This is a genomic window from Bradyrhizobium sp. Ken51, assembly GCF_055807435.1.
Genome location: NZ_JBVVPB010000095.1, coordinates 1 through 2,977, shown reverse-complemented (window position 1 = coordinate 2,977; position 2,977 = coordinate 1). Strand labels below are relative to the sequence as shown.

The 2,977-nt window shown below is 66.0% G+C and carries 1 protein-coding gene and 3 pseudogenes; 2 read left to right on the top strand and 2 right to left on the bottom strand.

The window, feature by feature from the left end; all coding sequences use genetic code 11:
* Positions 1–111 (top strand): annotated as a pseudogene (locus AC0L27_RS40885) (glycosyltransferase); the annotation flags it as partial.
* Positions 112–365: 254 nt separating this feature from the next.
* On the opposite strand, the gene istB reads toward AC0L27_RS40885, so the two are convergent.
* Both istB and istA read right to left on the bottom strand, forming a co-directional pair.
* Positions 366–1,109: an IS21-like element helper ATPase IstB gene (istB, locus tag AC0L27_RS40880; protein WP_007605871.1), complete on the bottom strand. Its 744-nt coding sequence runs from the start codon at positions 1,107–1,109 to the stop codon at positions 366–368.
* 11 nt (positions 1,110–1,120) lie between these two features.
* A pseudogene (istA, locus tag AC0L27_RS40875) lies at positions 1,121–2,655 on the bottom strand (IS21 family transposase).
* 204 nt (positions 2,656–2,859) lie between these two features.
* Between istA and AC0L27_RS40870 the strand changes: the two are divergent.
* Positions 2,860–2,977: pseudogene (locus tag AC0L27_RS40870) on the top strand (glycosyltransferase); the annotation flags it as partial.

Sequence of the window (2,977 nt, the reverse complement as noted above, 5' to 3'; positions counted from 1 at the left end):
CTGGCGGCCTGCCTGAAGTCTATCGCAAGTCAGGATTACCCAGGGCGATTGCAGGTCTACGTGGTCGACGACGGCTCGGCAAATGTCGGCGCCGTGGCCGCGGTCTGCGGATTCCGACGAAGTCGCCCAGGCGTACCGATATGAAGTCGCCCGTGGATTCCGAGACGATGTCGCCCACCTTTCCGATTTGATCTCGCCCAGCGGCGAGGCGTTCTGGCCGGCTGGTTCTCTGGCATCGGTCAAGGCGCGCGGTCAATCTGGAATCGCGACTTCGACCTGTTTTTCTTCTTCTGCGGTTGCTGTGGGCATGTGGGCAACGCGATTGCGTTGTCCAAGCGCAGCGGCATGTCCACAGCGCCACGGGCTCAGGTCTTTCGGGCGGATTGCCGGGTTCGCCGCAGGCTCTCACCGGTGAGGTCGAGCCGATGGGCATTGTGGACGAGGCGATCGAGCACGGCGTCGGCATAGGTGGGATCTCCAATGAGCAGATGCCACTGGTCCACGGGGAGCTGGCTGGTGACGATGGTGGAGCGATGACCGTAGCGATCTTCGAGGATTTCCAGGAGGTCGTGACGGGCACCGGCGTCGAGCGGCTCGAGTCCCCAATCATCGAGGATCAGCAGATCGACACGGCCAAGGCCGCGCAACAGACGTGGATGGCGGCCGTCGCCGCGGGCGAGCGCCAGATCGTCGAACAGTCGCGGGACGCGCTGATAGAGCACGGAGCGATTGTCGCGACAGGCCTTGTGGCCGAGCGCCGAGGCGAGCCAACTCTTGCCAACGCCGGCCGGGCCGCAGATCAGGAGATTGACGTGGTCGTCGATCCAGCGGCCCTCGACAAGCTTAGCGAACAGCGGGCGGTCGAGACCGCGCGGGGTGCGGTAGTCGATGTCCTCGACGCACGCCTGCTGGCGCAGCTTGGCGTAGCGCAGGCGAGTGGCGAGCCGTTTGTCGTGCCGCAGCGAGGCTTCACGTTCGAGCAGCAGCGCAAGCCATTCGGTGTGACCGAGGCTTGCGGCCTCACCGGTGGCTTCGATGTCGGCGAAGGCCTTGGCCATGCCATGGAGGCCGAGGGCGTTGAGGCGGTCGAGGGTCGGATGGGTGAGCAAGGGATGATCTCCTAATTGTAGTAGCGCGGTCCGCGGATGTTGGCATGCAGGATCGGCGCATCGTCCGCGGAACGCTGGTGAGCAGAACGCCGATCGAGATTGTTGGCGAGGATCGACTTGACCGAGCCATAGGTGCGCGCGCCGATGTCGATTGCCCGCGCAGCCGCGGCGTCCAGCCGTTCGCGCCCATAGGAGGCGGCGAGCCTGAGGATGCCGAGACAGGCGCGGAAGCCTTGCTCGGGGTGCGAGCGCTCGTCGAGAATGAGGTCGCACAACGCGCTGGTCGCCGGCCCGATCGCGGCGGCGTCCTGGCGAATACGTGCGATGGTCCAGCCGGCGTAGCGCCGATGGCTGGAGGCCATGTGCTCCGGCACGGTGGTGTGTTTGTGATTGCCGCTCATGCGCTGATGCGCGGCGATCCGCTCGCCCTTGTGGAAGATCTCGACGGTACGGGCCGTGAACCGCACCTCGACCTCGGCGCGGGCGAAGCGATGCGGAACGCTGTAGTAATGCTTCTCCACCTCGACGTGGTAATCGAGACTGACGCGGCGGATCCGCCACTCGGCGAGAACGTAGGGGGACGCCGGCAATGGCTTGAGCGCCGGCCGGTCGACCTCCTCGAGCAACCGGCGGCGTGTCACGCCGAGCCGCCGGATCGGCCGTTCCTCGTTCAGCCTCGTGAGCAGTTCGCCGATCGCCGCATTGACCTCGGCCAGGCTGTAGAAGGTGCGATGGCGCAGGCGGCCGAGCAGCCAGCGCTCGACGATCAGGACGGCCTGCTCGACCTTGGCCTTGTCGCGCGGCTTGCGCGGCCGCGCCGGCAAGATGGCGGTGCCGTAATGCGCCGCCATCTCCGCGTAGGTACGATTGATCTGCGGGTCGTACAGGCTCGCCTTAATGACCGCGACCTTGGTGTTGTCGGGCACCAGCAGCGCCGGTATGCCGCCGATCGCCGCGAAGGCGCCAACATGGGCGCTGATCCAGTCGGCGAGCCCCCTTGCGTCCACGTCGCCTGCGCGTAGGTGAAGCTCGATGCGCCGAGCACGGCGACGAAGATCTGCGCCGTTCTGCGCTCACCGGTCAGGCGATCGACCACCACCGGCACGCCATCGCCGGCATAGTCGACGAACAACTTGTCGCCGGCCGCATGGGCCTGGCGCATCGTCACCGACAGGCGGCCCTCCCAGGCGCGGTAGAGCTCACAGAAGCGCGAGTACCGGTATCCGCCGGGCTCGGCGGCGACATATTCCTCCCCCAGGATCGACAGCGTCACGTGCTTGCGTTTGAGCTCGCGGTGCACGGTCGCCCAGTCGGGCTCGGCAATGCGGCGGTGACCCTGACGGTTGCCATTGCCGGTCTTCGCGAACAGGCGAAGTTCCAGAACCGTGTCGGTGACGTCGTCTGGCAACGGCCAGCTCAAGCCCGCGGCCTCGAACCGCCGGAGCGCCAGGCGCACCGTCGAGGGCGCCGCGCCCACCCGTCGCGCAATCTCGCGGCTCGGCAGCCCGGCCGCCTTCATTCTGATCACATCGCGCACACGGCGCATCGCAAGCCTCTCCGTCGGCATCCAGGGTCCCCTTCGCAAAGCCGAAAGAGTTGACCCTATGGGAGCCAGAAGAGGCCTCGTCACCCGGGCGACATCATCCCGGAATGGTGGGCGACATCATTTCGGAACGGGTGGGCGACTTCAAATCGGAATGGTGGGCGAGATCATCTCGGAATCCTGGGCGACATCGATCGGAATCCGCACGCGGTCCACGCGAGCTACGCGTATGACCCGAGATTCACCTGCATTCTGCTGCCAAGCAATGTTGGAAAACGCAAGGCGCAGATCGCAGCGATTCGCCGCTCATTCGGCGATCTCGTGC